Source organism: Symploca atlantica LB2515 (genome assembly GCF_052546295.1).
In genome coordinates, this window is record NZ_JBQWMT010000001.1 from 1339670 (window position 1) to 1365935 (window position 26266).

17 protein-coding genes are annotated in these 26266 nt (G+C 44.5%); 5 read left to right on the forward strand and 12 right to left on the reverse strand.

Annotated features, from left to right (window positions below; genetic code table 11):
• Window positions 1-38: 38 nt before the first annotated feature.
• Window positions 39-344: a small RNA NsiR4-regulated ssr1528 family protein gene (locus ACT7WV_RS05770; RefSeq protein WP_445101986.1), complete on the reverse strand. Its 306-nt coding sequence runs from the start codon at window positions 342-344 to the stop codon at window positions 39-41.
• 72 nt (window positions 345-416) lie between these two features.
• Here ACT7WV_RS05770 and ACT7WV_RS05775 point away from each other — a divergent pair, with 72 nt between their 5' ends.
• Window positions 417-665 (forward strand): HNH endonuclease, encoded by a 249-nt coding sequence (locus ACT7WV_RS05775; RefSeq protein WP_445101987.1) that lies wholly within the window; start codon window positions 417-419, stop codon window positions 663-665.
• Between the two features lie 48 nt (window positions 666-713).
• On the opposite strand, the gene ACT7WV_RS05780 is transcribed toward ACT7WV_RS05775, so the two are convergent.
• The gene (locus tag ACT7WV_RS05780) at window positions 714-3362 is read right to left on the reverse strand and encodes a DUF3536 domain-containing protein (RefSeq protein WP_445101988.1); all 2649 of its coding nucleotides are present in this window, start codon (window positions 3360-3362) and stop codon (window positions 714-716) included.
• A gap of 384 nt (window positions 3363-3746) precedes the next feature.
• On the opposite strand from ACT7WV_RS05780, the gene cax reads away from it, so the two are divergent.
• Window positions 3747-4865 (forward strand): calcium/proton exchanger, encoded by a 1119-nt coding sequence (gene cax, locus ACT7WV_RS05785; RefSeq protein WP_445101989.1) that lies wholly within the window; start codon window positions 3747-3749, stop codon window positions 4863-4865.
• A 198-nt stretch (window positions 4866-5063) separates the two neighbouring features.
• On the opposite strand, the gene ACT7WV_RS05790 is transcribed toward cax, so the two are convergent.
• The 3 genes from ACT7WV_RS05790 to ACT7WV_RS05800 all read right to left on the reverse strand — a co-directional run bounded on the left by ACT7WV_RS05790 (window position 5064) and on the right by ACT7WV_RS05800 (window position 11400).
• A complete protein-coding gene (locus ACT7WV_RS05790; RefSeq protein WP_445101990.1) occupies window positions 5064-6539 on the reverse strand; it encodes a mechanosensitive ion channel domain-containing protein in 1476 nt (491 codons plus the stop codon).
• Window positions 6540-6752: 213 nt separating this feature from the next.
• Window positions 6753-8270 (reverse strand): MBOAT family O-acyltransferase, encoded by a 1518-nt coding sequence (locus ACT7WV_RS05795; protein ID WP_445101991.1) that lies wholly within the window; start codon window positions 8268-8270, stop codon window positions 6753-6755.
• A gap of 22 nt (window positions 8271-8292) precedes the next feature.
• On the reverse strand, window positions 8293-11400 hold the full coding sequence (locus ACT7WV_RS05800) for a hypothetical protein (protein WP_445101992.1): 3108 nt from the start codon (window positions 11398-11400) through the stop codon (window positions 8293-8295).
• Window positions 11401-11694: 294 nt separating this feature from the next.
• On the opposite strand from ACT7WV_RS05800, the gene ACT7WV_RS05805 reads away from it, so the two are divergent.
• Both ACT7WV_RS05805 and ACT7WV_RS05810 read left to right on the forward strand, forming a co-directional pair.
• Window positions 11695-11925 carry a hypothetical protein gene (locus ACT7WV_RS05805; protein ID WP_445101993.1) on the forward strand — a complete coding sequence of 77 codons (231 nt, stop codon included), beginning with the start codon at window positions 11695-11697 and terminating at the stop codon, window positions 11923-11925.
• 398 nt (window positions 11926-12323) lie between these two features.
• Entirely contained in the window at window positions 12324-15671 is a 3348-nt protein-coding gene (locus ACT7WV_RS05810) for a phosphoenolpyruvate carboxylase (protein ID WP_445101994.1), read from the forward strand.
• Between the two features lie 106 nt (window positions 15672-15777).
• Here the strand turns inward: ACT7WV_RS05810 and ACT7WV_RS05815 are convergent, their stop codons facing one another.
• Window positions 15778-17811: a hypothetical protein gene (locus ACT7WV_RS05815; RefSeq protein WP_445101995.1), complete on the reverse strand. Its 2034-nt coding sequence runs from the start codon at window positions 17809-17811 to the stop codon at window positions 15778-15780.
• 1093 nt (window positions 17812-18904) lie between these two features.
• Here ACT7WV_RS05815 and ACT7WV_RS05820 point away from each other — a divergent pair.
• Complete coding sequence (locus ACT7WV_RS05820; protein WP_445101996.1) at window positions 18905-21448, forward strand: glycogen/starch/alpha-glucan phosphorylase; 2544 nt, start codon at window positions 18905-18907, stop codon at window positions 21446-21448.
• A gap of 83 nt (window positions 21449-21531) precedes the next feature.
• Here the strand turns inward: ACT7WV_RS05820 and ACT7WV_RS05825 are convergent, their stop codons facing one another.
• The 6 genes from ACT7WV_RS05825 to ACT7WV_RS05850 form a co-directional block, all read right to left on the reverse strand.
• On the reverse strand, window positions 21532-22062 hold the full coding sequence (locus ACT7WV_RS05825; RefSeq protein WP_445101997.1) for a sulfotransferase domain-containing protein: 531 nt from the start codon (window positions 22060-22062) through the stop codon (window positions 21532-21534).
• Between the two features lie 69 nt (window positions 22063-22131).
• A complete protein-coding gene (locus ACT7WV_RS05830; protein WP_445101721.1) occupies window positions 22132-23139 on the reverse strand; it encodes a transposase family protein in 1008 nt (335 codons plus the stop codon).
• Entirely contained in the window at window positions 23136-23465 is a 330-nt protein-coding gene (locus tag ACT7WV_RS05835; protein ID WP_445105574.1) for a helix-turn-helix domain-containing protein, read from the reverse strand. Before ACT7WV_RS05835 ends, ACT7WV_RS05830 begins: the two co-directional genes overlap by 4 nt.
• A 179-nt stretch (window positions 23466-23644) precedes the next feature.
• The gene (locus ACT7WV_RS05840) at window positions 23645-24001 is read right to left on the reverse strand and encodes a sulfotransferase domain-containing protein (protein WP_445101998.1); all 357 of its coding nucleotides are present in this window, start codon (window positions 23999-24001) and stop codon (window positions 23645-23647) included.
• A 226-nt stretch (window positions 24002-24227) separates the two neighbouring features.
• A complete protein-coding gene (locus ACT7WV_RS05845; protein ID WP_445101999.1) occupies window positions 24228-25403 on the reverse strand; it encodes an endo-1,4-beta-xylanase in 1176 nt (391 codons plus the stop codon).
• Window positions 25404-25482: 79 nt separating this feature from the next.
• Window positions 25483-26256, reverse strand: a complete 774-nt coding sequence (locus ACT7WV_RS05850) for a WecB/TagA/CpsF family glycosyltransferase (RefSeq protein WP_445102000.1) — start codon at window positions 26254-26256, stop codon at window positions 25483-25485.
• Between the last annotated feature and the right edge of the window lie 10 nt (window positions 26257-26266).

Consider the following 26266-nt stretch of genomic DNA (forward strand, 5'->3'; position numbering starts at 1 on the left):
ACGAATCCTGCTAGCACTGGAGCACCGCTCACTAGACGCTATTTATCGCCGTAGTAAAAAGCAATTTCTTTCTCTTTCAACGGCGCAAAAGCTGCCTCTGTCAACATTTGGTTAAGTTCTTCCTGGGAAATATGCTTTGCCCCAATCCGCACAATCCGAGAGCGCATGGTATTAGATACACCACTGCGCTGCCGCCCAGCCTCTAAACCCATTACCTTTTGATATAGTTCTAATTTAGCCGTGGGAATTGGCGAACCGTCAAAATCAACTCCCTTAGAAATCGCATTGTCAATAGCGTCAGCACCTGTGGTTTGTTGAGCCTGTGGATTGGTTTCGGGAGACATGGCAGCTTAGAACTTTTTTACACAAGTATTTTAGCTGTCTATAGTTCCCCATAATCAGGAGAATTGAGCTACATGGTAAAAACTCCCCGAATTCACATTCCCCCCGCCGTGAGAAAATATGTCTTTGAGCGGGATAATTACCAGTGCCGCAGTTGTGGCAAAACTGCACAAAAAACCAAATTGACCATAGACCATATTATTCCCCTTGCTCTAGGTGGTCAAAATGACCTCAGTAACCTACAAACTCTGTGTCACAGTTGTAACCAACAAAAAAAACACCACCTCGATCCCCGATTCCGGCGTTACTTCAGTGGTGAATAAAAAAAGGCAGGTGCTAAACCTGCCCCAAAGTTGCCGCGACTAACCAAACTACGGCAACTTACTTAGCCACAAACTAACATCTACAGTCAGTTTTTGACCCAACTGGAGCAAACGACGTAGCTGTCTAGTGTCCCAACTAATTTCTTCCTCAGTAGCATTACTAGCATTATCCGTGTCGAGCACCAGTTGAGCTTGCACGGCAAACTGACACTGGGGTACTAGGCGCGTCTGTAGAAAATTGAAGTAAAATTCCTGACAACGAGCCAGAGATAAGCCAAGATTAAGCTGATTTCCTAACTCGATCAGACGCCCAATGCGTTGAATATCGCCCTCTAGAGTTTCCGGGTTAGTTTCGTGCAACAATTGCCAGAGCGATCGCAAAATTAATTGCTCTAGAGTTTCCTTGGCTTCGGGAATATTCAACTGACAGCGCAAGTGATTGGCTTCAGTGGCAACCGCTTCCAATTCTGCCAGATGATTCGTCCCTTTGTCGGCTTCGCTGCTTTCTTGTTCCAATGCTTTGATTGAAGTTAGGCAACGATTAGAAAGAGCAATCTCGGCTGCTACCTGTAACTCTTTGGGCACTGGCAACTCGTCTCGGTGGAAAGCCATTAACACACCGTAGTTGTCTCGGTAAACCTGAGTGTAGAGCTGATCCACACGAGTCAAGGTTTCCTGACTTAACAACTGCATAATCCGGTGCCGTTCTTCCGCAAACAAGTTTTGCAGACTAAAGGCATTGTCGCCGAATAGCTGAGTCATTGCCATAATCGTGTGAGCAGCACTGGCTTGTTTGAGGGTATCAAATAGCTTATCTTTTAGTTGGCTGTAGGCGCGACGCCCTGCAAACGGTTGAATACAGCAGTGGAAATCCCAACCGCCCAAGTGCAGCACAGTAAACACCAAGTGAGTGCTTTCCCAAGTAATCTCTGAAACTAGCCGTAACTGTCCCACTGCCAGCGTCAGCGATCCCATATGTTGCAGTTGGTAGTCCAACTGATGGGCGTCGTAGCAGTGAACTCTTTCTTGTGGTGGATAGTTGGTAAATAGAGAACTAATCGCGTAGTGGGCTGCTATCTGTTCAAAGCTCACTTGTGCCGACAGTACCAGTTGCCGATAAATCTCATCCCCAGTTCTAAAGTATTCCACATTACTCTGGGCCTGGGCGAGAATCAGCAGAAAGCCATCTTCGAGTTGAACACCCGACACCTCACCAGCTAATTCCAAAGCACGGGCGGCATAACGGAGAATTTGAGTACCTTCGGGACGAGAAAGTTCATCAAAGAACCAACCGCAACTAGTGTACATCAGCAGCGCGTGACGCTGCATTTCCAATAGCCGCAGGGCGTCGATCTGTTCTGCTGGTGACAAAGCAGTAACACAGTGACGCTCGAGAAAATTCTCAACGTTGGCTGGAGAGCGATCGCGTACTACCTGAATATACTCATCCCGCGCCGCCCAGGGATCTTCAAAGAACTGACGACCTGTGCCTTCGTAAACTTTACTTAACTCATCCCGTAACCAATCCAAGGCATCCCGTAGAGGACGCCGCCATTGCTGGTGCCACAAACCGCCACCACCGCAACCACAATCATCTTGCCAACGGTCAACACCGTGGGAGCAACTCCAAGCTGTTACTGGCTTGAGGACTACTTCCCAGGTAGGCTGATTAATACTGAGGTAGTGAGCAAAGTTGGTTACTGTCCAGTTTCGTTGAGGAAACTCCTGGGTAAGGGCATAGGCAACGCACTTTTCTGTACCACCTTTGTGATGTCCGAAGGTTTCGCCGTCGGTTGCCACACTAATTAGTTGGGAGGGACGGTGATCGCCCCTTACTGCCAAGCCAATGCGACTGGCAAAGTTTTCCGCATTATTGAGGACATCGTTAAAGCCCATATCTCGTGAGATTGGGCCGTCATAGAAAAAGATATCGATGTATTGACCATCAGCGAGGAAACAGCGGTAAGGCCGTGTGGGATCAATTTGCGAGCCACCCACTTCATGCCATTGGGGATCGTGGTTTTCCTGGTTGGGGATCACACGGCAACGCTCGGCTTGAGATGGTGCCAGGATAATAAATTTAATCCCTTGGGCCACCAAAGCCTCAAGGGAGGGATAGTCTACAGCGGTTTCTGCTAACCACATGCCTTCGGGATCGCGGCCGAAACGGGAGCGAAAGTCTTCTTTACCCCAGCGGATTTGGGTGTGTTTGTCCCGTTCGTTGGCCAGGGGCAAAATTATGTGGTTGTAGACTTGGGCTACCGCGTTGCCGTGACCATTGAGGCGATCGCAACTTTTGCGGTCAGCTTCGAGAATCCTTTGATAAGTTTCAACATCATAGCGCTCCAACCATGACATCAGCGTTGCGCCGATGTTGAAACTCAAATATTCGTAGTTATTGACAATTTCTATAACTTCGCCCTGACCATTTAACACTCTGGCAAAGGCATTAGGGCGATAGCATTCATGGTGAATGCGTTCGTTCCAGTCATGGAAAGGAGCAGCACTTGCCTGACGCTCAACGGTATTTAGATAAGGGTTTTCACGGGGGGGTTGATAGAAATGACCATGGATGGTCACATAGACGCCAGTAGCAGTTTTCAGGGGATCATTTGCGATCCCAGCGTCGTCTTGAATCTTGGCAATGGAGTTCATTGCAGCGGCTTGTGAAGCTGGAATATCAGCAGCAGAAGTCATTGAATTACCAAATTAGAAAAAACTTGTGGTAGGGCTCCCCCTTGCTACATACAACTTTACTAGTCTGGATCCAGTGCGATCCTACAAACTAAAGTCTGCTTCGGATATGCAATCTCAAGAGGAAACGAATTAAGCAGGCTTTAGCAAGAACCAGTAAGTGTAGTGGTCAGACTTGCTTGGGGGGTTAAAGCTTTGAAATTGTTTACACTATTCTCATTTAAGCGCAAAATCCCTCTTTAAGGAGGTGTAAGTTAATGGAACTTAATTGCAGGATAAAAGTTCCCCATTGCTGCCGCACTAACCCAAAGGCATACTTGTTACCCATGATAAACGAGTATTCTAGAGTCGAATTACAGTACCCATGTTGAGGGATAGAAAACCTAGATGCTCAATAAAAATACCATTTTGTCAGTTTTTCTGATATTTGTTCCCATTTCGATTGCGGCTCATTTTGCCGAGTGGGGATCAACAGTGATCTTCGTCACCTCTGGCTTGGCAATTATTCCCCTTGCTGCCTTTATGGGTGCTGCCACAGAAGAAATCGCTGTAGTAGTGGGGCCCAACCTAGGGGGTTTGTTAAACGCCACTTTCGGCAATGCCACAGAATTAATTATTGCCCTAATTGCCCTGAATGCAGGACTAGTCAACGTTGTCAAAGCTACGATTACTGGATCACTAATCAGTAACTTACTCTTGGTAATGGGCTTATCGATGCTGTTGGGAGGCTTGCGCTATAAAGAACAAGAGTTTCAACCAATTGTGGCGCGGGTAAATGCCTCTTCGATGAACCTGGCAGTGATTGCGATTTTGCTGCCAACGGCGATGGATGCTACTTCTTCTGGTATTGATGGATCGACTTTGCAGAAGCTTTCAGTCGCCGTTGCTATTGTGTTGATCTTGGTATACGGATTAACTCTGCTGTTTTCCATGAAAACCCATAGCTATCTATTTGATGTGGGTATGGCGGAAATAGTCTTAGAGGATGAACTCCAGGCAAAAGACAGCGAAAAGCATACGGAAGAAAAACCCAATCTGTGGCTATGGATGGGAGTACTACTAGGTATAACTTTGATCGTAGCGCTGGAGTCAGAACTGCTGGTTGATAGCTTAGAAGAAGCTACCTCACAACTGGGACTAACCAGTTTGTTTACTGGCGTCATCCTCCTACCAGTAATCGGTAATGCGGCTGAACACGCCACCGCAGTAACAGTGGCAATGAAAAATAAGATGGATCTTTCGGTGTCGGTAGCAGTGGGCTCAAGTCTGCAAATTGCCCTCTTTGTCGCCCCGGTGTTAGTGTTGACTGGCTGGTTTATTGGTCAGCCGATGGATTTAGACTTTAATCCGTTTGAACTAGTGGCGGTGGCGGTAGCGGTGTTAATTGCCAATTCCATCAGTTCTGATGGTAAGTCAAACTGGCTAGAGGGTATTTTACTCCTAGCAGCCTATGCCGTTGTGGGGTTGGCGTTTTACTTCCATCCGGTGATTGAGGGATTGAGTTAGAACCGTTAGCAAATCTATTGCCTCAATACTGGCTGAGGTGTTGCACGGTTAGGGGGATAAGAATCGTCGAAAATCGCCAATCATCCCTCAACTATGCAACGCTGATGTCGGAAGAGTTTTAGTTCTGTTGCGGCGATTCTTTGCGGTGTATTTCAGCAAGTGAGAAACTACGCCTTTGACCAAGGCAGAACTATGTGATTAAATGCCAAAAATGGTATTAATTCGTTTGCGGATCCAAATTAACGGCTTCTCTTCGGTACTAGTTTGATCTACAAGTAATCCCAAGCTATGTAATGACTCTCGGCGTTCTGATAATTTTTCAGCAATTTGGTCAGCTAAACTTAGGTGTTCAAGTAATAACCTTTGCAAATCATTACGCTCCACCACAAACAAAATGCTATCTTCTAAGGTACGAATACTAGCTGTGCGGGGAGTACCCATAAGCAAAGAAATCTCGCCAAAAAACTCTCCTGCATGAAGAGAAGCGATATATTTGTCGGCTCTTTGTGAAAAGACTTCCACCGATCCCGAAAGAATTAGGTAAAACGAATCACCTGGCTCATTTTCGTGACAGACAATCTGATCGGCAGGAAAAAATTGCCGATACCCATACTCAATTAATTGTCGCAGTTCAATATCATTACAACAGGAAAAATAGCTGATTCGACGCAATAAATCCCGCAGACTTCGATTATTAGGGGAGCTAGGAACTGGTTTTTTATTTTCTGATAGGGTGGCAGATTGCGCCGCCATTTTGCTGTTGGGAATAAGTGATTCCTGATGTTTATAAAATAGAGGATTTAATGTTTCTGTATTTTGGATATGTAAATCAAGTTGAGGGAAAGGTATTTTGAGACCATATTTGTTAAATTCCACTTCAATGAGAAAATTCAGAGCACTTTTAATTTGTTCACTCTCAGGGGGATTATCAATCCAAACTAAAAGTTCAAAATTCAAAGAACTATCTCCAAACCCCCTAAACCAAACTTGAGGAGAGGGATAAGATAACACTCTCGACTCTCTCCGAGCAGCCGCTAACAGAGCTTCAGTGACGACAAGAGCATCACTGCCATAGGCAACACCAATAGGTATGTGGAGGCGATGTCTGGGACTTTGATAACTCCAATTCGTAATATTGTTCTCGACAAAATGGTTATTAGGAACAATCACGCAAACATTATCAATAGTACGCACAATTGTGGAGCGCATCGAGATTTTTTCAACTGTTCCTGACAGGTTATCTACCTCAACAAAGTCCCCTACTCTAATTTGTTGCTCAAATAAGAGAGTCAGACCACTGATAAAATTACTAGCTAAATTCTGAAGCCCGATACCAAAACCGATGCCGAGGGCACCAGCGAGAACAGTTAAGGAACTAAGATTAATTCCGGCGGTTTGCAGGACAATTAAAAACCCTAAACTGGTCAGAATATAGCCGATAACTGAACCAATTACTTCGCGGGAGCCTGGATCAAGTCCAAAGCGTACTAACAGCCGGCCCTTAATCCACTCACTGATAGTACGAGAAATAACGAAAGCAATTAGAGCAAAAAAAATGAGTTTGACTAGTAAACTTAAGGAAAAAAGTTTACCGCCAAACTCAAATAAATTAGCTGTAAACAGCTCAGATAGAGCGATGAATATTCTTTGCGTTTGTTTGATTAACCAATCCATTATTAGATATACCTCATACCAATTTTATTTAGATTTTTCGCATTCTTTCTTTAAATTGGTATTTGTAAAAGGCTCTTGGCTCAAAATGGATTTATCAACGAAGGACTGTCTATGAGGTTGAAACTTTAGGCTCACTCATTAGATAGATAAGAGATAAAATTGGACTTGTTTTTTAGTTTTGATCAAGTGTTGCAAGGGGTCTATCATTAATAACTAAAAATCGAAGTAAATGTAGGGTAAAGTATTTTGAGGAGCTAAGACCCAGACAGTTAAAAGACACAAAGGCACTAGCAGCAATTTTACAGGCCAGTTGAGTTTTAACTTGAGAACTCTTTGGAGCATGTAGACGATACCCATTCCAGTCATCAAAGCAGCTAGGAGTAAGGCAATGGGGAAGCGTCCTAGACCGATTGCTTCTATGTAGACTTTTTGGGCAAATTGGACGTCTGCTGAGTGACCCCAGAGGTTCTGAATTACTAACCCAGCTTGTTGGATACTAGGTAGCCGGAAAAAAATCCAGGAGAAGAAAACCATTGACTGGGTTAGCAACCAGGCAACACAGACACCTAAGATACTTTGCCACCAGATTTTTGCCCAATCTAGACGCTCAGAGACTACTCTAGTCAAACGGTGAACTACTAAGGCAAGACCATGCAAGGCACCCCAAATCAGAAAACCCCAAGCGGCTCCATGCCAGATGCCAATCACTAGCATGACAATCATCAGGTTAAAACAGGTTCTACCTAGACCCTGACGCGAGCCACCCAAGGGAAAGTAAAGATAGTTGCGTATCCAATCTCCTAAAGTCATATGCCAGCGACGCCAGAAATCGGCGATGCTCGTGCTGAAGTAGGGGAAGTCAAAATTTTCGGGGAGGTCGAATCCCAGGAGAACTGCACTGCCGCGAGCAATGTCTACATAGCCGCTGAAATCGAGATAGAGTTGCAAGCCGTAGGCAAAGATCGCCAGCCATAAATCTGCACTACCTGCCCGCTCTAAATTGCCAAAGCATAAATCAACAAAAATTGCAATACGGTCTGCTAGCAGTGCCTTTTTGATGGCACCACAGGCAATTAGCCAGAGTCCCTGTGTTAGCCTTTCGACACTCGGAAATTTTGTGGTTTTCAGTTGCTCGGCAAACTGATGATAGCGAGTAATCGGCCCAGCAATTAGTTTGGGAAAGAACAATTTGTAGGCAGAAAATTGCAATAACTGCTGATTAGCTGGTGCACCACGATAAACATCAACTAGATAAGCAATGCACTCAAAGATGAAGAACGAGAGTCCTAAAGGCACAATTAAGCTAGCGCCCATCCAGTTAGCACTCTCTTGAGAAACTGGTAAGTTTGAGGGTGCCACCAAATGGCTTAAGACAAAAGGCAAATACCGGAAACTGAGCAAACAAACGACATTGAGCAAAATGCCCAGCCAGAGAAGCTTGAGGCGTCGTTGATTCCAAGCTTTTTGAGCCAATAGCCAAGCTTCATTAGAAAGGTGCTCGTTGGCTGCATGGGGCCCCGGCGCTGTATTTACTCCTATTTTTTTCCCTAGGGAAAAGTTAATCAGGATAATTACCAATAGCACAGGAATGTATTGAATTTGCTCTGAGGCATAAAAAATAAGACTGGCAATTACCAGCACCCACAGTTGCTGAGTTCGGGTTTTGACTAACCAGTAGCTTCCCAAGACAGCCAGCAGAAAAAAGCCATAAATGAGTGAGATAAATGTCATTGGCTTTGCTTCTTATTTGCTCCTACGGACTAACGGCCAATGACCAGGGAATCATCGGGTCTTGAGCTAACTTTTGCGATACTTTATAGGCACCGTAACGGTTAAGATGGCTCGGATCAGAAAAGTAGTCGTGCTTAGTGAGCATCAAATCAGTTAAGTCTCTAAAAATCAAGCCCCTGTCCAAAGCTGAGGAGTGCATATGCCGCCGAAATTGTTCCTCGTGTTCTTTGCGTACCGGATCTAGGTAGTCATTAGTGAGAGGTAGATTGACAAAAACCAGGCCAATGCCATTAGCCTTGGTAAATTGCAGCAGCGATTCTAGAGAAGTGTCTTGCTTACCGGAAAGCTGGAAGAATTGATAGTTGCTGTCATAAGCACCGGCAACTCTGGGGTGTTTATCATAGTAGGTGGCGGGATTGAAACGGACTGATACAGGCAAAAAGCCATCAGCATCAATGGATTCTTGATCTAGTAATGGTTCCTGTAATTCCTCGTCCGTCTGAGCACCGGAAAAATTAGTCCGTTCCAAGAAACTGAGAAACTCTTTCTGCAACTGTGACTTGATTTGGTCTCGCTGAGAGTAAGTAGAGGAAAATTTTCCTAGAGACTGATTAAGCCATTCGTTGACAAACTGATCGATCCCACTCAAAAACGTTAAGGGTTGGTCTAACTGTTGACCAGCTTGGTTGTTGAGTGCTGTGGGGCGAGGAAAGGTTTCTTCTTTGATGGACTGGTAAGCATCGGAGGTAGTAATTGCGTTGTAGGTATTATCTACTCGACCACTGTTAAATGCCCTAGCTCCATCTGCCCAGATAATTAATTTAGGCAATTGCTCTGGTGTGAGAACACGACGGATTAATAAGTCTACAACCTGAGCGGTTGCTCCGTTAACTCCAAAGTTGAACACCTCAACATTAGGATAGCCTTGAGCAGCTAAGGCATCTTGGAGTGCTATCGGATCCACACCCCGGAGTGCCCTGGAACTTCCAGCAATTAAAACATCTGGGGGACCCATTTTCAGGACGTGCTGTTGGTAGAGAGCCAGTTTTTCGTCTAGTTGCTGGTTGTTGAAGGAGGGTAAGGAAGAGCGCGCTGCGGCTAGGATTGCCGCCGTTGCTGCACCCGAACGAGAGGGGGTCACTAACTGAGCTTGATCCTCGTCAATAATGACCTTAGTTTGCCCCTCTCTGGTAAATTCAGAAGCGTTGAAGTCATTAGTTGCCTGAGTACCACCTTTTTGCAAGGATATTTGGGGCAAAGCTAGCGGTTCTGTTTCTCTATGATTATCGGTTAACTCTTGAGGCTGTGTTCTATCCGAGAACAACCCATCGGATTTTAGTTGCTGACCGATGAGTAAATCAGCTTGTATGGTCAACAATAGTCCCACAGTACCCCAGACAATTGCCACTTTTCTGCCCAGGGTTTTTTGAGCCTTAACTGGGGTAACTGTTGTTAGCTCTTGATGGGGTTCGAGGGGTACGAATAGCTGAGAATGGCACAGCCAACGCTGGATTTTACTAACTGTACTTTGAAGATTTTCCTGGAGACCGTCTTTGAGGTCTTCTTTGGTTAAATTTTTCCGCAGTACTGGTTCGGAGGAAGGAGCCATAATCTCACTGAGATAGGCATCTGAAGCCGTAAATTCTGGGTTGGCTTCTGGTACAAGACGCCGCCGTTGGGCAAAATCAACACCATAGTTCCACGAAGAGGAGGCAGAACCGGCACGGCGTCCGTAGATGCGTACTCCCGCAATACCTGGAAGAGCAAGCTGGCGCAGGCACTGAGTTACAGGAGGCCCTACCTTAGCTTGTGAGGGACACAGCGGTGCCTCACTCATAATGTGCAATAAGTCTTGTTTGCGGTGAATTTTCAGATGAATGCCGCCAGTTGTTAATCGTCTCTCCAGGTCGGGATTGAGTCGCTTTTCTAGCAAAAATGTTAGAGCCTCTTGGTTACCTTTTTGTGCTAGGGATATTACTGATGCCGCTCTGGCTGGATCTTTAGCTGCTGGGAGGTCTAGCCACTCGATCCAGACTGCTGTTTCTTGCTCAGGCTCTAAAAAGGGTTCTGCCGAAGTTTTTGGCGTTGTTGCAGCCTGTTGTCTAGGACTCAAAGCCTGTTGCGATCGCTTTATTTGCTGCTCTGGGGACTCAGACTCGACACCAAAAACGGTAGCAGCTACGATGCCTTGAGGTGCGATCGCCTCCAGTACTGGGACAATGGAAGCTAGTGCTTGTTGCTTGTCTGGGGCGGCGTTTTTCCCCTTGCCTAAGAGGGTACAAATTAAATGTAATGTCGCCTCTTTGAAGGAGGCTTTTACTGCCATTCCTGAGCCAGAGAGAGTCTGATTCAACAATCGAGCCGTTGCCTGCACCTCTCCCCAACTAGCCCAATCCTTGAGCATGGCTTCTTTTGGAGTTAAATCTACCCTGATAATCCATTCAGGATCCGCTTCCCCAGTAATTTGACTACAAATTGCCGCATCTCGGAAGTCTCTGAGTTCTAGAGAGCGCAACTTCTCCACTAGGGGATCAACCAGTAAAGATAGAGAATTGCTGTGGGGGGAATTACCAACAACCCAAAGACGCCTTTGCAGGTGAGAAGATTGAGGATCAGAAGTTTCGGCAGTTTCTTTTTCTTGGATCAGTACTTTGAACTTAACTCCTAAAGAGCGAAGAGTTTGGTTGAGATAGCCAGCAATATCTTCGGTGGAGGCACCACGGGGCAGCATTTCGTTAGCAATAATTAGCTCTGAGTCAGTCTTAGGTGTTTCCCAGGTATAGACCTGAGAAGCTTGAGGTTGAGTGTCTGAGGGTGGTTTGAGCCCAATTTGCTTAATCCAGTCGGGACGCTGGTGTCCTGTAGTGCGTCCATAAATAATAATCTTGTAGATAGGGTTCTGGGGCTCGAAGGGAAAAGAGTTGCCTGCATCCGGTACTTTGAGAGCTGCTATCAAACGGTTGATAATTGTCTTTGCCTCTAGAGTTTGACGGCTCTCGCAAAGAACGTGCAGGTTACTCCCTCGCCACCGAACTCGTAGACATACCCCCGGTTGTCCAATGGCACGATCTAGCCATTGAGCGAGGGCGGACGGACGATCCTTTGGGGTATGCTGAGCGACATCCAACATCACAAAACTGTTAACTGGACTGATAAAGGACGAGTGAATTTTTCTTCTAATAATTGCACATCTAGTTTAAGCATACTTAATATATCTTCTGTAGCCCTTAAGTATAAAGAGTTCCAAGGAGCAAGCAGCTCATAAATTTAATTGATCTATATACATCTAAATAGTTTTACACAACAGCAAGCACCAAAGCTGTGATACATAACTAATTAGCAGAGCTAGGATATCTGTACTAGCTAAGGTCGCTAGTTGACTCAGTACTAATAGGTTCATAAACTTGCTATCTTTGGTTTCACTATGTCATCTCCTAACAAAAAACTACCGGAAAGTACAGCAACGAACACAGATAATTCAGCAATTCCGGCAGAATTTTTATTGAGTCTAGTTACTGGACCCCTGCTCCTGGGGGTAATCTCGACCCAAGCTGTCTTATCGTGGCTACAAGCCGCAGGTCTTGCTAGTGAGGAAGTGTTTCGAGGCGATTGCTTGCCTGTACTACACTTCCCAGAAGCAGTGATTGAGGAGTGAGTTTTCCCCAACTTGAAAGGCGGGGGATTCGTCGCCAATCGAAAATCGAAAATTGAGACTATAAGCCAGATGCTGGTCTATGCAGCTTAATTATTCATTTTCCATTAACCATTAACCGGGAAAGCGGCTATTTTTAGCTACCAACAGTGGTTGTTCCTCTTCCAACCTTCGGTTCGGTCGTTTGCCCTTGGGTCACCCCTTCGCTTCGCTCGTTTGCGCAGCGTCTCTTTTGGGGAAAGGGCATGCTTCAAAGACCACTTAAAGGAATAGAGGCTTCTGTTGGCGGCAAAGATAGTGATTCCTTTCCCTAGAATTCAGTTGAGTGATTTTCTGAACGACTATCTCGAACCTCAACCCCCTAGAATAAATTATCCTTTGTCTCGGTGTGAACAGACCTTATGAATTCACTACTTCACTCGTCTGATCAGGATTTTGCTCTTCCTTCTACTGATTACATGTTTTTGCGCCATCGACTCAAAGTAGTAGAGGATTTGTGGGAGTCTGTTCTTTACTCAGAATGCGGTCACGAACTGGTAGCTATGCTCAAGCAGCTCCGGGATTTGTGTTCGCCAGAGGGGCAGACTCCGGATTTTCCTGAACTATCTGTACCTAAGTTAATTGAAAAGCTTGACCTCAACTCGGCGATTCGAGCCTCACGAGCTTTTGCTCTGTACTTCCAGCTCATCAACATTGTCGAGCAGCATTATGAACAACGCGCTCAGCAGCTCTCACGACGTGCAGTTAGCAACTCCAGTGCAGAAGCGGGGAATTTGCGTTGGTATCAGCAAGGTTTGCCAATAAATAGGGAGGCGAACCAGTCACAAGTAGTCCCAGAACAATTGCCAGAGAAGCAAGTCAACCGGAAGGAGAATGGCAATTTAGCGATGGCTTCTGTCAACGGAGTTGAGCAAGATGTCCATCAAGAAAATGTCCCTCTCACCATTGGTTCAGTTACGGATTTACTAGAAAAAAACTGGGAGGATAACCACGTTGGATCTACCGAAGTTAGTACATTTCAATGGCTATTTCCTCAACTACAAAGGCTAAATGTGCCACCCCAGCACATTCAACGATTGATTAATAATCTGGATATTCGGTTAGTCTTCACAGCTCACCCTACAGAAATCGTCCGTCAAACAATCAGGGCCAAACAGCGACGTATTGCCAAAATCCTGCAACAGCTAGACCAGGCGGAGGAAGCTTATCAAGGATTGGGATCCCCTGTCTCCTTGGATAGCGAAAAATATACCGAACAGCTTAGAGAAGAAATTCAACTGTGGTGGCGTACAGACGAATTGCATCAATTTAAGCCTACAGTAATCGACGAGGTAGAGAACACACTTCACTATTTTAGGGAAGTACTATTTGAGGCAATTCCCCAACTGTCTTACCGCCTCAAACAGTCTTTAAATAAGTCTTTCCCCTGGCTAGAACCTCCTCGTAATAATTTCTGTTACTTTGGCTCTTGGGTCGGGTCAGACCGAGATGGTAATCCTTCCGTAACGCCTCAAGTGACTTGGCAAACCGCCTGCTATCAGCGGGATTTGGTGCTAGAAAAATATATAGAGTCCCTCAGTAATCTCACCAATTTGTTGAGCCTATCGCTGCACTGGAGTAATGTCTTACCAGAACTATTAGACTCTCTGGAACAAGACCGCTCCCAGATGCCAGAGTTGTACGAACGGTTAGCCATTCGTTACCGACAGGAGCCTTATCGGCTCAAACTTGCCTATATTCAAAGAAGGCTGGAAAATACACGCGATCGCAATCGACACCTCTACGAAGGTGAGCCACCGCAACGGGAAATGCCCGACATTAATAGCACCGGAATTTACCGCTCTGGAGCCGAGTTCTTAGCCGAGTTGCGCTTGATTGAGCGGAATTTAACGGAAACTGGGTTAAGCTGCTCTGATTTAGAACAGCTCATCTGCCAGGTAGAAATTTATGGCTTTAATCTGGCGCAGCTAGATATTCGTCAAGAAAGCTCCCGCCACTCAGATGCGATCAATGAAATTACAGAATATCTGCAAATTTTACCCAAGCCCTACAACGAACTCTCGGAAGAAGAACGTACGCTGTGGCTAACACAGGAATTACCGACCCGACGCCCCCTAATACCTAACGAACTGCCATTTTCTGAGAAAACCTGCGAAACTATTGAAACTTTCCGCATGGTGCGGCGGGTGCAGCAGGAGTTTGGCTCTCAAATTTGCCAGACGTACATCATTAGTATGAGTCACGAAGTCAGCGATCTCCTGGAAGTACTCCTGCTGGCACAGGAAGCTGGCTTGTATGACCCAGCTAGCGGCACTAGTAGTATTGGGGTGGTGCCATTGTTTGAAACAGTGGAAGACCTCAAACGCGCTCCAGTAGTGATGAAATCTCTGTTTGAACTACCACTTTATCGGGCTTGTCTTGCTGGTGGTTACGCAAATTTGCCCGTTAGTAATTTGAAGGTTGAAAGTTGCTTAGATAACCATCGACCCTCAAATTTGCCCGACTCAACAGCCGATTTACCTTCTTTTCCAAAGGCTTCTGTTGCACAGGATAGTAAGCAGTTATCAAATTTCGCAGCCGTCGCTGAGTCTCCTAAATTTGCTCCAGCAAAGCAAAATAGCTCTCAATCAGAATCCCTAACTTGGAACCTCCAAGAGGTGATGCTAGGTTACTCTGACAGTAATAAAGATTCTGGTTTTCTCAGCAGCAACTGGGAAATTCACAAAGCCCAGAAAGCACTGCAAACAATTGCAGAACAATACGGTGTCGCTTTAAGAATCTTCCACGGACGCGGTGGTTCAGTTGGTCGTGGTGGTGGTCCAGCCTACGAAGCTATTCTGGCGCAACCGGGTCGTAGTATTAGTGGGCGAATTAAAATTACGGAACAGGGAGAAGTGTTGGCGTCAAAGTACTCTCTACCGGAACTAGCTTTATACCACCTAGAAACGGTGACAACAGCGGTGATTCAGGCTAGTTTGCTGGGTAGTGGCTTTGACGATATTCAGCCCTGGAACGAAATCATGGAGGAGTTAGCGACGCGTGCTCGCGCTCACTATCGCGCCCTGATTTACGAGCAACCTGACTTACTCGATTTCTTTCACCAAGTAACACCTATCCAAGAAATTAGTCAGTTGCAAATCAGCTCAAGACCAGCGCGGCGTCAAGGAGGTAAAAAGGACTTAAGCAGTCTTCGGGCAATTCCCTGGGTCTTTAGCTGGACACAAAGCCGCTTTTTATTGCCTTCTTGGTATGGTGTTGGCACAGCACTACAAGGCTTCTTAGATGAGGAACCAGAGGAGAATCTCAAGCTGCTATGCTACTTTTACCGTAAGTGGCCTTTCTTTAAAATGGCAATTTCTAAGGTAGAGATGACCTTAGCCAAGGTGGATTTGCAGATGGCACACCACTATGTGCGAGAGTTGTCAACTCCGGAGGACATCGAACGCTTTGAGCGACTCTTTGAGCAGATTGCCAAGGAATTCAACCTCACCCGCGATTTGGTTTTGTCAATCACAGGAAACAAAAGGCTTCTGGATGGGGATCCAGATTTACAGCGCTCAGTACATCTGCGCAATGGTACGATTGTTCCCCTCGGTTTCTTGCAGGTATCTTTGCTCAAACGTCTGCGCCAACACAGCAATCAGATGGCATCTGGTGTTGTCCACTTCCGCTATAGCAAAGGTGAGTTACTGCGCGGGGCCTTGTTGACAATCAACGGTATTGCGGCAGGGATGCGCAATACTGGTTGAGCAGAACCGCAGCGTCCCCAGATGGGAAAACTGCAATTTAAGCGTTCTCAAGCTTCAGTCTCCCCCCTTGCCAAGAAGGTTTAGGGGGGAGTTTAATTTAGTGGTTCTATACGTAGTCGATGTAGTTCGCGTCGAGACTTAGCTGATTCTGGGCGAAATCTTCCACCACAGCAATCAAATCACCCTTGGAGGTAAATATGCCCGTGCCTGATGTTTGCTTCGTGCCAGAACCTAGGCGATAGTCAGCAGCCTTGCCACGAAGCTGAATCACGTCCTGGAAACGGTTAAAGTCGCTAAGAGCAGCGTAATCGCCGTAACCACTATTGTCATAGAAGATCTCTTTAGTGTCTCCCAGGACGTATCGATCTCGACCGCTTCCACCAATGAAGGTATCCCGACCAATACCATCGATCAAAACATCATTGCCCCCTTCTCCAACAAGTAAATCAAGACCCTGACCACCGATTAGGGTGTCATTGTGACTACCTCCCTTTAGGGTGTCGTTACCTTTTCCACCTAATAAAGTATCCTTGCCGTAATTACCGAAGAGTCTGTCCTGGTCGCCGCCACCATCGAGTTTGTCGTTGCCGGAACCACCCTTCAACGTATCATTATGGTAACCACCATTGAGAGTGTCGTTGCCAGAACCACCGTCGAGGCTATCTTTGCCGAAACCACCATCAAGAAGGTCGTTGTTATTTTCTCCCCATAAGGTGTCATTGCCTTGACCACCATTAAGGGTATCGTTTCCGGCACCACCCTTGAGTTTATCGTTGCCGTTTCCACCCGCTAAAATATCTTGTGCGGCACCACCTTGGAGGTTATCGTTTTTATTACCCCCTTGAAAAAGACCGTTTTTCTTAACCCTCAAGAAGCCGTCAGTGGCATCGTCAAAGACTTCAAAATTAGAAGTTTGGCTCTTGGATAAATTCCCTGCCTTATTCTTGTCGAAGATCGAATCTTCGATGTTGATTGGCTGGTTATTTTTGGTGTAAATTGCTCCAGCTTCTGTCCCCGCGTAATTATTTTTAAAGGCGGTGTTGCCGACATTAGTTTGAGAACCCCATAGACCATCATAGATGGCTCCACCGTTACCTTTGGCTTTGTTGCCGGAAAAGTTACTGTCGCTAATCTTGGCAGGCACTGCTCCTTGATACCATAAGCCGCCGCCCTGGTCCTGTGACTGATTATTGGCAACGGTGGTATTTTTAATGTCAATCAAGCCGGAAAGACTCAATCCGCCGCCTTTGGCAGTTCCACCTGAAGCCTTAGTGACTTGATTGTTGATAATTTTGCTATCTTCAATCGTCACGTTGTCTTTGTCGTAGCCCCATACCGCAATTCCACCGCCAAAACCTTTGGCACTATTGCCTTCAAAGCGAGTATTACTAACAATGACTTCGCCTCCCGGAACATTTTTCGGTTTCACGCCCTTGGGTAAATACTTGGGATTGTCTGGCCAACTTGCGCCGTCAACGTAGAGTCCCCCGCCAAATCCCTTGCTTTTGTTATTGAGGAAGGTCGAGTCTTCGACAATGGTATCTGTGAATATGGTGCCAACAGCTCCACCGTAAGTACCTGTGTTATTGGTAAACTTGCTGTTTTTGATGGTAAGTTGGCTCTCGCGGAGAACATTAATGGCACCGCCCGTCGGAGTCACAGCTCCCAGCTTGCTATACTTGGCAGCATCATTGCCATCAAATATACTGTTAACTACGGTAACGGTAGTTTTTTCACGGGCTGAGATAGCACCAGCAGTGGAAACGTTATTGTAAAAATCGACGTTTTTAACCTGTAGGGTACTTCCATTGCCTCTGAGTTCAATTGCTCCTCCACGGTCATTGGAGACAAACCCATCAGCGACATTGAGATTTCTCAGGGTGAAGTTTACCTTAGAGTGGTCTTTATTTACAAAAAAGACCCGATTCTGATTATTCCCAGAAATGGTTAAACCAGAGGCATTACCCCCGTCAATGGTTAGGTTTTTGTCAACCTGGAGTTGACGACTAGTGAGAGTAATCGTTTTATCAGCTAGACTGGAGGCGAATTTGATGGTGTCTCCTGATTTAGCATCCTGAATTGCTTCTCTCAGGGAGCCTGCTCCACTATCTGCGGTATTTTTAACAGTAATAATCGCCATGATTCATCCTTCTGAGTAACTTCAGTTGGTAGAAAACCCTGAGTTACTGTTGATAGATGATGCCTGATTCAGCTCAACATTTGGTGGCTTGCACAGTAAAGGTACAAAACAATAGCGAGAGCAAAAAATCGGATATTTTTTGCTCTCTTGTTGCTGATTCCAGACAAGTCAGGAAGTTATTGAAAACTTGTACTTTTATTCTTTACCTGCGAGAAAATGTTAGCTGTCTAGAGCCGATGACTAGAACCAATTAAGATGCATTCAGAGTCCTGACGAATTCAGAGAATTATCAAAAATTACGTCTAAAAACCTATAACTCTATACAGAGTGTTACATTCTTGTGAAGACTGGTCATGAGTCTTTAGTAAGACTTTTGGTTGATTTAATTTAGAAAAATATCTTGCTCAGGAGATAGATTACTACAAGGGAATCTGATAGCACTCCTAAATAATTAATGAAAAAAAATTAACCACAAATGCACACAGATAAAATAGGTGCTTCTCACGATTCATCTGGAATTGCTATAGCTTATGTAGTGGTCAACCTACTATTTTTTGCTCAATGGGTAGGTTGCTAATGCACGATAGGGTTAACCTGATTGTTGAACATTTTTGCTGAAGCTGCATCATTGTTGCTTTTTATAAGTTTTGTTAATTAATTTACTAATTATCATATTTTCTTAGCCAAACGTTAACTGGCAGCAACAAGTAATATCAAAAAGTGGATTTGCTATTAGAGGTTATTTATAAATTAATTGTTAAGGAATTGCCCTCAATAAACAGAGTGTGTTTGATTAAGTTAGACTAGCGCTTTTGCTAGGTCACCACAATAAAAGCCCTAGAATGAAGTGAAGAAAAAACCAAGCTCCATAGACTTTAGTTTTTCTTTACCAATAGAGATAAAATCAGGGACAGGAAAGAAGATCTGGGAACATTTTGCCTGTAGTTCTGAATCTTGGGATGGCTAAATTGAGAAATGTTGTTATCCTCGTCGTTAATGGGATAAAGGCAGTTGATTTTTGTGAACTTTTTGGGCTGTTCTAGCTTGCTAACATTCCAGATCAGTTGCCTCTTACTGTCTACATGGAGAACTCATGGAGAAATCGATCCACATCACAGATCCAATCAAGGTTCGGGTAGAGGATGACCGCACCGGGATGTCGGTGGAGACTATCAAGCGAGCCTTTGCAGATAACCTGTACTACATTCAGGGAAAGAATGAGTTCTTGGCCAAACCTTTTGATTACTACATGGCCTTGGCTTATACGGTACGAGACCGCCTGCTTTATCGGTGGATTAACACGGCAACAACACATCTCAAACAAGATGTTAAAACCGTGCATTATTTCTCGGCCGAGTTTTTAATGGGTCGTCAGTTAGGCAAAAACCTGCTCAATCTGGGAATTTATGAACGGACACGGCAAGCTATCCACGAATCGGGGCTTGACCTTAATGAGCTGATGATGCTGGAAGCAGAACCAGGTCTGGGTAATGGAGGCTTGGGTCGTCTGGCTGCTTGTTTTTTGGATTCCTTAGCTACCTTAGAAATTCCAGCAGTTGGCTACGGAATTCGCTACGAATTCGGTATTTTTGACCAGCGAATTGAGGATGGCGCTCAGGTAGAACACCCTGATAGATGGCTCCGTTTTGGCAATCCTTGGGAAATCCCCAGACCAGAATTAACAGTGGATGTCCAGTTTGGGGGACATACAGAAGCCTATCTAGACGAAAAAGGTCATTATCGAGTGCGTTGGCTTCCAGCTCGGAAAGTGTTGGGCACACCTTTCGACACACCTTTACCTGGCTACCAAAACAATACAGTAAACACCTTACGTCTTTGGAGTGCCAGTGCCAGCCAAGATTTCGATTTCCAAGTTTTTGACAGCGGTGACTATGCTGGTGCTGTTACCGACAAAATCTTTTCTGAAAATATCTCAAAAGTCCTTTATCCTAACGACAACACTTCCCAAGGCAAGCAACTGCGGCTAGAGCAGCAGTACTTCTTCGTTAGCTGTTCTCTGCAAGATATCATCAATACTTACCGCCTCACTCACTCTAATTTTGACCACTTTCCAGATAAAGTAGCGATTCAGCTCAATGACACTCACCCATCTATTGGCGTTGCCGAATTGATGCGGCTGCTCATAGATAAGTATGAATTGGGCTGGAATCTAGCTTGGCGCATTACCAAGCAGGTCTTTGCCTACACCAACCATACGCTACTCTCAGAAGCTTTGGAGCGTTGGCCTGTCAGCCTGTTCGAGCGCCTTCTGCCTAGACATCTGGAAATTATCTATGAAATCAATCGTCGCTTCCTAGATGAAGTGCGCTTCAAATATCCCGGTGATCCAGAGCGAGTCAGTCGCATGTCTCTGATTGAAGAAGGTGCGGAAAAGTGCGTCCGCATGGCCCATTTAGCCTGTGTCGGTAGTCATGCGATCAACGGCGTGGCAGCACTGCACACAGAATTGCTCAAGCAGCGTGTGCTGCAAGATTTCTATCAGTTATGGCCAGAGAAATTCCAAAATAAAACCAATGGGGTAACACCGCGTCGGTGGCTCAAGCTAAGCAATCCCAAGCTGTCTGATCTGATTACTGAGAAGATTGGCGAGGGTTGGGTAACTCAGCTTGATAAACTCCAACAGTTAGAACCATTTGCTGATGACCCTGAATTTTGCCATCGCTGGCGTCAGATTAAGCAAGAGATTAAGGCGGACTTAGCAGAGTATATTTTGCTCTCCAACGATATTGAAGTAGATCCGCATTCTCTGTTTGATGTCCAAGTAAAGCGAATTCACGAGTACAAGCGTCAGCTACTCGATGTACTCTACATCATCACGCTCTACAACCGCATTAAAAAGAATCCCAATATTGAGGTCTTACCCCGTACCTTTATGTTTGCAGGGAAGGCGGCACCGGGCTACTACATTGCCAAATTGGTAATTAAGTTGGTCAACTCTGTGGCGGAGGTGGTCAATAATGATTCCGATGTGGCTGGCCGTATTAAGGTGGTGTTCCTCGAAGGCTTCTCTGTTTCTCTTGGTCAGAAAGTCTATCCCGCTGCTGAACTTTCCGAGCAAATCTCGATGGCTGGTAAGGAGGCTTCTGGAACCGGCAATATGAAATTTGCCATGAATGGGGCATTGACTATTGGTACTCTGGACGGTGCCAACATTGAGATTAGAGAAGCAGTAGGAGCTGAAAACTTCTTCCTGTTTGGTCTAACAGCGGAGGAAGTGTTTGAGCTGAAAGCCAAGGGATACAATGCTTTGGATTACTATAATAGCAATGCCGAACTGAAGGAGGTGATTGACCGGATTGCTGAGGGTCACTTCTCTAGAGGCGATCAGGAGCTATTCAAGCCGATTGTGGACTCACTGCTGTACGATGACCAGTACTTGCTCTTCGCTGATTATCAATCTTACATTGACTGTCAGGAGCGGGTGAGTCAAGCTTACCGAGACCAGGAAAAATGGACTCGGATGTCGATTCTCAATACAGCTCGCACGGGTAATTTTTCTTCAGACCGTACGATTAAGGAATACTGTCGGGATATCTGGAAAGTAGGGCCAGTGAAGGTTCAGTTAGAAGAGTACGTTCCAGGGGGAACCGGTTTGAAACTTGAGGAGCAGTTGTAAGTAAATTTGACTGGGGGTTGCCAACTAAGGCTCAAGGTAGCCAGCGTTCAGCCCCCGGCTACACTTTAAGAATGGCTATTTTTTTACTCTAGCCATGGTGAAAGATCCCGTTGAATTAAGTCTTGAAGTTTCAAAATATCTTCGCGGTACAGCTCAACTAATTGCTGACGAATTTCCTGGGAAAGTTGCGGTGGTTTAGCCAAGTTACGGTTTTTTAGACCAATAAAAGTGTGATAAATTGGCTGATATAATCCTTGAGGAATAGTCTTTTTGAATAATTTCTGGTTTTTACTCAAATTGTTTATTAAATTGTAAATAAGTTTGTTTTTCGGAATGCCACCTTTATTGTGGTGTGCAGATTTATCAATGATAAATTTTTCATCTACACTAAGGAATTGAAAAATATCCTTCATCAAACCATCTACATCAGTCTTAATATCTTGATAAAGGTAAGTTTTAATCTGCTCGCGCTCAAATAGACTGAGATAGTGCTGCAAATGGCTGTAGTAGTATCTGCCTCTAATGATTCCAGAACTTTTATTCTGGATCATTTTAGTAAAATTATCAAGGATGTTTTGCTGACTCTTACCATGTAATTTACTACGATTGACCATTAGACATCTCCAGAAAGTCGAAAGTAGCTCTCTGACTACTGTTTATCCCTTAAAATGATTGGAGCAGTTTCAGCGAATTTCAACGGCATAATTAGCATTAGAAGCCATTGTTGTTAATTTAGACCCCGAAGTAAGAAGATTATTAACCTCAATTGTTTTGGTGTCGTCGTCGATTTTTACGGCTGGGAAAACTAACCGCTCAATTCTCAATCTTACTAACCCACAAATTGTCATTATGATTGATTCATACTTGTGAGCATCTAAACGAAATCTTTCTTGTGCTATTTTAAAAATCTTGACTAGACGAATTACGTGTTCGACAAAAATGCGGTTAGAAGATAGCTTTTTATTAGCTTCTTTCTGTTGTGAGGTTAGTTCTCCGTTTGGGGGTTTTTTATGAGGAGTACGAATCTGTGGTTCCCCTAGATAAGCTTTATCAGCACTAAAGAGTTGATTTTTATCAAATTGTTTCAGACGTTCTCGCATTAAGCTTATGTCACTTGTCAGTCCGGGTTTCCCTGCTACTACATCGATAATATCCTTACCTTTTGGTAAGACAATTAGCTGGTTTTTAAAGGTGTGACTTTTTTTCTTGCCTGAGTAAAATGTTTTTTGCTCTTGAGATACTGAAGGTCTTGACCGGCTTTGCTCAGCGCTATCTACTATTAACTCGTGTTCTGCCAACATCTCAATAATTGCTTCCTCCTCTCCTTCGCACTTTTTTACTTGTTCTAGTAAGCTAGCTGGTAGTAATTCTTGCAACAGAGATTGCCAATAATTAAAAATGTTATTGGCTGTAGATTCACTTACTTGAAACAACAGACCCAGAATCTGGAAGCTCAAATGATGACGTAAATAGATTAAAGTTAAGATAATTTGTTCTTCTTCTTCAAGTTGAGGCTTTTTGCCACCACCAGCACTAATCAGCCGAGTTTTACTTCTTTCTCTTTCTGAGAGTTTTTGCTCATGTAAACGTTTAGCCTGCTCCATCAGTTGAATTAGCTGCTCGTAGCTAATTCCCACCAAACGCTTGGCTTCTTTCTGATTACGTTGCAAATAGTTCCAGGTATAACTCACAGTTTTTGCACCTCAAACACTGATTTGTTCTCCATAATTATCTCATAATTTATATTTTGGAGATGTCTAATAATTGCTTCCTCCTCTTCTTCGCACTTTTTTACTTGTTCTAGTAAGCTAGCTGGTAGTGATTCTCGCAACAGAACTTGCCAATAATTAAACATGTTATTGGCTGTCGATTCGCTTACTTGAAATAATAAGCCCAGAATCTGAAAGCTCAGATGATGACGTAAATAGATTAAAGTTAATATAATTTGTTCTTCAAGAGCAAGAAGAGAAGTCTTGCCACCGCCAGCACTAATCAGCCGAGTTTTCTTTTTCTCAATTTCTCTCTGTCTCTGCTCATGTCAAAGTTTGGCTTGTTCAATTAGTTGAATCAACTGCTCATAGCTAATTCCTACCAAGCGCTTGGCTTCTTGATGATTACGTTGCAAGTACTCCCAGGTATAACTCACAGTTTCTGCACCCCAAACGTTAATTAGTTATGCCTTAATTATCTCATAATTTATATTTTGGAGATGTCTATTAGGTAAATGGAATATACTGAATCAACTGGGTTACGCAAAATAGCAATTAACTTGGCGTTGGGTACGTCAGACTTGATACGCTCAGCAGTAATTTGCGGTAACTCTAGGTAAGTGGTGGATGATTCTCCGATGGCTATTTCGTCAGAAACTCCTTGGAACAAAGCACGATAGTCTTCTAAATTAGTGATGGCACAATTGCGCTGGCCGTCATAACAGAAAAAATCAGGCTCCTTGATGGAACTCATATAAATTTGTGGATGCTGTTTTAGATAGTTATGAATTGTAGTGGTTCCAGCTTTCATTGCACCTATAACAAAGAAATTAGGCATTGTCATCTGCTTATCTCCTAGAGAAAATTATTCAAATGTTTATTTCTGTGGCTACTGATGCTTTTCAAATACTGACTAAAATTGTTTTATATAAAACATTAGTCGGTGATATTGATCAGGTCAATTGGGAATACTTATCCTCTTACGTTTTAGGGCGATATATAGTGACTAATCTCACATACTGAGTCAGCACATTATTATCCAGGCAATTACAAAACAGGTAGCATTTAACTTAACGCACAGGAGCCTGATCAAAAGCACGGGTCATGGCGTTCCAGGTCAATTTGCGCTTCATTTGTTTATCGAGTGGCAAAGGTCGAACTGCTGCTTTATCTTTGCGCGGAAAATGTGAGCGCCAGGTGTAGCGATCGCTTAATCCCCAAGTGAGTACTGCAATTACTGCGGGTTCTTCTAGTACAGCGGAGATATAGTCTTCATAAGCTTTAGCCACATCGCGATCGCGGGTTTGAATATCTTGCGGTAGATGATTATCTTTTACATCTAGTTCAGTCACTAGGATTTTCAGACCCATGTCTGCAACATCACGCAGAAAAGTTTTCAGCTTTTTGAAGTTTAACGCAGTTGAGTCCTTAGCCCAGAGGTGAGCTTGTGTACCCAAAGCATGTACGGGAGTTCCCTTAGACTTCAAACGCTCTAACAATTTAAGTGTGGCGACTCTCCTTGCTTCATCTTTGGGTGTGTCATTATCTAACCCATAATCGTTGTATACCAGCATTGCTTTGGGGTCCGCCTCTGCTGTAGCGCGAAAAGCCAGGTCAATGTAGTCTGGCCCTAGCAATCGAAGCCATCGCGAGTTACGCAAACCATCAGACCGTTCATGATCTGGCTCAATGGCCTCATTTACTACATCCCACGAGTGCATTTTTCCAGCATAATGCCCAGCGACCTTGGCAATGTGTTCCAGCAAGATTTTTTCAGCATTTTGGCGGTTTAGCACTTCCTTGAACCATTTCGGCGTAGCCTGATGCCAGACCAGAGTATGTCCACGAAATAACATACCGTGAGTTTGGGCAAACTCAGCCAGCCAATCAGCCGCGCCAAACTTAAAACTGTCTGGGCTAGGGCGAAGGGCTTTCCACTTGAGTTCAAGTCCTGGCACTAGCATGCCACACTCTTGGGCAATACTAGCTGCAAACTCCTCGTCTTGCTTGAGATAATAGGTTAAAGCTGCTGCTCCGTAAATCAAACCCTTTGCCGCAGCATGGTCTTTTAAGGGAGCATCCCTAACTACCATCAAGTCTCTTTCCGACTTTTCTGAGTCATCAAGGGCTTTAACTGGCAGTTGGCGATTGAGAGAACAACTATTTGCTAAAGCGCCCATAGTCGCCAAAGTTCCTAGACCTAAATGTAGGGCATGTCGTCTAGTGATTAGCCTGTTTTTAGGCATTTGCAATCATTCCTGATTAAACATCAAAAAGGCAGGTTCCCCGAAACCTAATTTGTTTAGCGATAAAATTCTGAAAAATTCAGCTTTTGTTGATTAGTTTGCGTGAGTAATCGGTAAGAACACGGTAAAAAAACAGCAAGTTTCCTACCAGATAGCGTTCCCACAAACGTCCTGGTTCAGTAACTAATCGACTTAACCATTCAAGTCCATAATCAGTCATCCAACGCGGTCCCCGGTATACAGTATCAGTATAAAAATCAAGGCATGCGCCTAAAGGCAGAAATACTCGTGCCTCTATTTTTTCCATGTTGTCCGTGATCCAACGTTCTTGTAGGGGCATACCAAAACCTACATATAGAACTCCTGGTTTGAAATTATTGATTTTGTCAATAACTGCATCATTTTCTGCACCAGATTTATCAAAATAACCATGGTGTCCCTGTACTCTTAAATTCGGTGCGATCGCAGTTAATTTAGCTATTGCTTTGTCTGCTACACCAGGTTTACCTGCCAAAATAAATAAAGAGACATCCTGTTTTTGACAGGCTAAGGCTAAATCCTCTATGTAGTCCGGACAAGTCATACGGTGAGATGATTCCAGAGAGCAGCCTTGTAGCTTCGCTCCCAATAAAACCCCGAATCCATCACAGAAGACTAAATCAGAATCATTCAAAAAATCTCGATACCAAGGGAGTTCACAAGCAAAGTTGATTGCTCGGACATTCACGTTACTGACTACAGTCTTTTTGTCGAGCTTGGCGGCTTGGGCTATGTAATTTATTAATTCCCGAACTGTAACTTTATGAAACCTTGTTGCTAGCAGTTTGACTTCAGTGAATTGTGTCATAGTCATGTTAACAATT